A 4,568-nucleotide genomic window follows, 5' to 3' on the forward strand; every position below is an offset into this window, starting at 1 on the left:
TTCTTCTGTTTCTTTCCATCTATCTTCACGTATTAAATCATTAACAGGTACGTCTAGTACAGCACTGATTTTCTCAATAAATTGGATTGATGGGTTTGTCTGAAGGTTTCGTTCAATAGAGCTTAAATAGGATTTGGCAACTCCAGCCTTTTCTGCGAGTTCGGAAATGGACATCTGTTTTTCTTTTCGTAATCGCTTTATCTTTTCGCCGATCAACACATACACCTCTTTCATCGTAAATTATATCATAAAAAGGTGCATGGTTCTATATTGAGCACATTTTCTTTATTACGTTTTTCAGCTTTTTTCACCACCGTACAATATCAACCACACCTCCTCAACAGTCAGTCCAAGCAGTTTGGCTTCCTTCAACAGATTGACCCATTCGTAGTCGATTTCCGCAAGCTTTCCCGTACTTGACACAAACGTCACCCCCATTCAATTCCCAGGCAGTCCGGCCGACATGTTTATCATGCTTTTGACCCGTGACTTTTACCCCTTATTTCTCGATAGGTTTGCTTTTTTCTGGGTAAATATTACTTTTTCTAAGACTAATATACTATATTTCGAATGCTTTTTGGGTATCTTGTTTTGTCAAATACAAACTAGTTTTGTAGTTTTTAAAAAATATTTTATCGAATTAGGTCTTACGATTCATCTTTGCACTTGAATTGTTTCCCGAGATGACATATAGTCGGGATAAAGTGAAACTTCATTCAATGGGGTGCTTTTCCCCATTGAATGTTAGTTAAACAGAATCGGACATTTAGGGACAGTTAGCCGCCGTTCTTTGGCGGGTTACTGACCATTATATAACTGGTTGGTGAATTCATAATGAGAAACATCGCGATTGTGCTTTTGGCGATCGGAATAATTTTCATAGCAGCCGGCGGATACCAGCTGTTTAAAACAAATCACGCTCAAAAAAGCAGTCTTCAGGAGGCCCGGACCATACTTGCTGAAGAAAAAGTTGAAACTTCCGCCGGTTCCGATTCGTCTATTAATAAGGAGAATTTTAGACCCGAACATGGGGAAACCGTTGGCATATTGACGATTCCAAGACTTGAAGCAGACCTCCCCATTGTTGAAGGCACCGATGAAGATGAGCTGGAAAAAGGAGTCGGGCATTACCACGGAACGGCTTACCCCCGGCAAAATGACCAGATTGTTTTATCAGGCCATCGTGATACGGTTTTCCGGCGGATGGGCGAGCTGGAGCTTGGCGATATTTTAACGGTTCAGCTATCGTATGGGGATTTTTCATATGAAATTGTTGAAACGGAAGTCGTTGATGCTGAGGACCGAACTGTTATATCCCCGACAGCCCCGAAAGAAGTGCTGACAGTGACAACATGTTATCCATTCTCGTATATCGGTAATGCACCTGACCGCTACATCATTACCGCATTGCCGGTTGATGATAACTAATACACCACTGCGGGATGCGCTCATTATTATGAACAGAGGAGAATTGATTTGAACTCAAGAATTGAAAGCAAACACCGAAAAAAACGCCGAAAATGGCCATACTGGATTGGCGGAAGTATACTTCTCCTGCTGCTGATCGCTGGTATTGGCCTTGTATACATATATGACAAAGTGAGTGACACAGCGGAAACGATGCACAGCCCGCTGCCGAGGGACGATAATCCTGAACGGCAAAAGGAACTTCAATCCGCGTTCAATGAAAGCAAATCCATTAACATTTTACTCCTGGGTGTTGATGAACGTGAGCATGATAAAGGACGTTCCGATACCATGATACTGACATCAATGAATCCAAATACAGATTCCATGAAAATGCTCAGCATCCCGCGCGATACACGAGTTGATATACCTGGATATGGACCGGATAAAATCAATCACGCTTATGCATATGGGGACGTGGGACTATCCGTTGACACGGTCAATCAAATGCTGGATGTGCCGATACATTTTTATGTTCAAGTCAATATGGAAGGCTTTAAGCAGGGAATTGATGCGTTAGGCGGCGTAACCGTAACAAATGATCGTGCATTTTCACAGGGTGGTTATGATTTCCCTGCAGGCGACATTCAGCTGAATGGTGACAAAGCCTTAAGCTACATTCGTATGCGCAAGAACGATCCAAGAGGGGACATTGGCCGAAATGAGCGTCAGCGTAAAGTGATTCAGGCTGCGATTGACAAAGGTGCCAGTTTCTCAAGTATTACGAAGGTCACAAACATTCTTGATATTGTTGGCAGCAACGTGAAAACCGATCTCAGTTTCGACCAGATGCAAACCCTGTTTACGGATTACCGGCAAACACGACAAACAATTGATTCCATGGAAATAAGCGGGAACGGACAGTACATTGGCGATCTCTGGTATTATATTGTTCCGGATGAGGAATTGAAGCGTGTCCGGACTGAACTGAAAAACCATATGGAAGCAAGGTAATAGTTAATCGAAATGACTCTTACCTCTTCTCTTCTTCAGCTCATTTTGGAAAAATACGTAATAAACGTGCGTGATTCCATATATGTTTTTCTACAGGTGACGTGATATAATATTTAAAAAGATTCTATTAGGGATAGAGGGGGTTCGTATGAAAAAAATAGCTATCATATTTTCCTTTTTTCTGCTGTTTACAGCCGCCGCATGTTCAAACGACGAACCGACACCACAGGAACGTTTTGATAAATATGTCAATCATTGGAATAACCAGGAATTTTCCGAAATGTACGGCATGATTACCTCAAATGCGGCTGAAACATATCCAACCGAGGCGTTTGTTGACCGTTACGAAACCATTTACGGCGATTTGAACATATCAGACCTTCAAGTAACGTATGAAAAATTATCCGAAGAACAAATGGAAACAGCTATGGACAAAGGCACCGCACAATTCCCGTTCACGGTCGAGATGCAGTCAATAGCAGGTCCCATTACATTTGATTATGAAGCAACACTAATCAGAGAAGAAGTAAAAAGTGGAGAAGGCGAAGAGGCAGAGGAAAATTGGTTCGTCAAATGGGACCCCGGATTTATTTTCCCTGAAATCAGGGATGGCGCCGAAATCAGGGTGGAAACAACTGAACCGAAGCGCGGTGAGATGCTCGACCGCAATCGGATGCCACTGGCCATCAATGACACTGTCAGTGAGGTTGGCATCGTCCCGGAAAAATTGGGTGATGAACAAGACAAAGAGAAAATTGCCGATTTGCTGAACATGTCGGTTGAAGCCATTGACAGCAGTCTGAATCAGGACTGGGTGGAACCGAATATGCATGTACCACTCAAAAAATTGCCGGCATCAGCACAGGATACAGTCGACCAGCTGCTCACGATTGATGGGGTATCCATCCGTGATGCAACCGGTCGTGTCTATCCGCTCGGCAAAGCCGCATCACACCTTACCGGCTACATAAGCCAAGTAACGGCAGAGGATCTGGAAGAACTGGACTCAAATAAATACGATGCGGAAGATATGATCGGACAGCGTGGCCTGGAAGCATTATTTGAAGAACGGCTTAAAGGTGAAGAAGGTGCCAAGATTATTGCTGTCAGTGAAGATGAGGAAGAAACCGTCATCGCTGAAAAAGAGGTTGAAAATGGCGAAAATATCGTGACCACGATTGATTCAGACGTTCAGGAAGCCATATACGAATCCTTCGATGGTGACGCCGGGACAGCTGCAGCCATCAACCCAAAAACCGGTGAAACACTGGCTTTGGTAAGCAGTCCGGGATTTGTACCAGACAAATTTTTATACGGCATATCCCAGTCTGAATATGATAAGCTGCAAAACGACCCGCAGCAGCCAACATTAAACCGCTTCTCAGCAACATTTGCACCCGGATCTGCCATCAAACCAGTCACAGCAGCCATCGGACTGAGCAATGGCACCATTGTTCCCGGTGAAGGTATGGAGATAAACGGTCTCACCTGGAGCAACGGTGAAGGCTGGGGCGACTACGAAGTCCGCCGTGTCAGCGAATCGGACGGTCCTGTGGATGTAACCGATGCACTCATTCGCTCCGATAATATTTATTTTGCCAGAAAAGGCGTTGAAATGGGCAGTGACAAACTCATCAATGGCCTGCAGCAATTTGGCTTTGGCGAAGAGCTGCCATTTGAGTACCCGATCACATCGTCCCAGATATCGTCAAGTGGTGACATCGATGATGAGGTTATGCTTGCGAATACAAGCTATGGTCAGGGACAGATCGAAACGAGTCCCCTCCATTTGGCATTGACCTATACGCCATTTTTAAACGATGGCAATATGCTTAAGCCAACCATTTTGGCTGATGCCGAACAAGAGCAAGTCTGGAAAGAAGAACTGATCACGAGTGATGAAGCAACATTGATTCAGGAAGCACTCCGCGATGTCGTCGCAGCACCAAATGGAACCGCAAAAGGGGCTCAGGATGCAGACTTTCCGATCTCCGGCAAAACCGGGACAGCCGAACTCAAACTAAGTTCTGAGGATGAGGAAGGCAAAGAAAATGGCTGGTTTGTCGGCTATCCATCAGAAGATCAGGATATTTTAATTGCCATGATGGTTGAAGAGACACAAGACAAAGGCGGCAGCGGCTACACCG

At 44.5% G+C, this 4,568-nt stretch carries 5 protein-coding genes; 3 read left to right on the forward strand and 2 right to left on the reverse strand.

Features of this window, described 5'->3' with window-relative positions:
• Both VK080_RS12040 and VK080_RS12045 read right to left on the reverse strand, forming a co-directional pair.
• On the reverse strand, positions 1 to 216 hold a 216-nt coding region (locus tag VK080_RS12040), incomplete at its 3' end, for a helix-turn-helix transcriptional regulator (RefSeq protein WP_324225013.1).
• A gap of 81 nt (positions 217 to 297) precedes the next feature.
• Positions 298 to 423, reverse strand: coding sequence for a hypothetical protein (locus VK080_RS12045; protein ID WP_324225009.1), 126 nt, complete (start codon positions 421 to 423; stop codon positions 298 to 300).
• Between the two features lie 411 nt (positions 424 to 834).
• Between VK080_RS12045 and VK080_RS12050 the strand changes: the two genes are divergently transcribed.
• From VK080_RS12050 to VK080_RS12060, 3 genes are all read left to right on the forward strand, one after another.
• Complete coding sequence (locus tag VK080_RS12050) at positions 835 to 1,428, forward strand: class D sortase (protein WP_324225010.1); 594 nt, start codon at positions 835 to 837, stop codon at positions 1,426 to 1,428.
• 48 nt (positions 1,429 to 1,476) lie between these two features.
• Positions 1,477 to 2,421 carry an LCP family protein gene (locus VK080_RS12055; RefSeq protein ID WP_324225011.1) on the forward strand — a complete coding sequence of 315 codons (945 nt, stop codon included), beginning with the start codon at positions 1,477 to 1,479 and terminating at the stop codon, positions 2,419 to 2,421.
• Between the two features lie 148 nt (positions 2,422 to 2,569).
• The coding region (locus VK080_RS12060; RefSeq protein ID WP_324225012.1) for a penicillin-binding transpeptidase domain-containing protein at positions 2,570 to 4,568 on the forward strand (1,999 nt) is incomplete at its 3' end.

The organism is Lentibacillus sp., from assembly GCF_035301925.1.
Lineage (GTDB): Bacteria > Bacillota > Bacilli > Bacillales > Amphibacillaceae > Lentibacillus.

What these genes read in the sequence shown, in the direction of transcription:
- VK080_RS12050 (WP_324225010.1), top strand. Translation starts at nt 835, where the DNA reads ATGAGAAACATCGCGATTGTGCTTTTGGCGATCGGAATAATTTTCATA.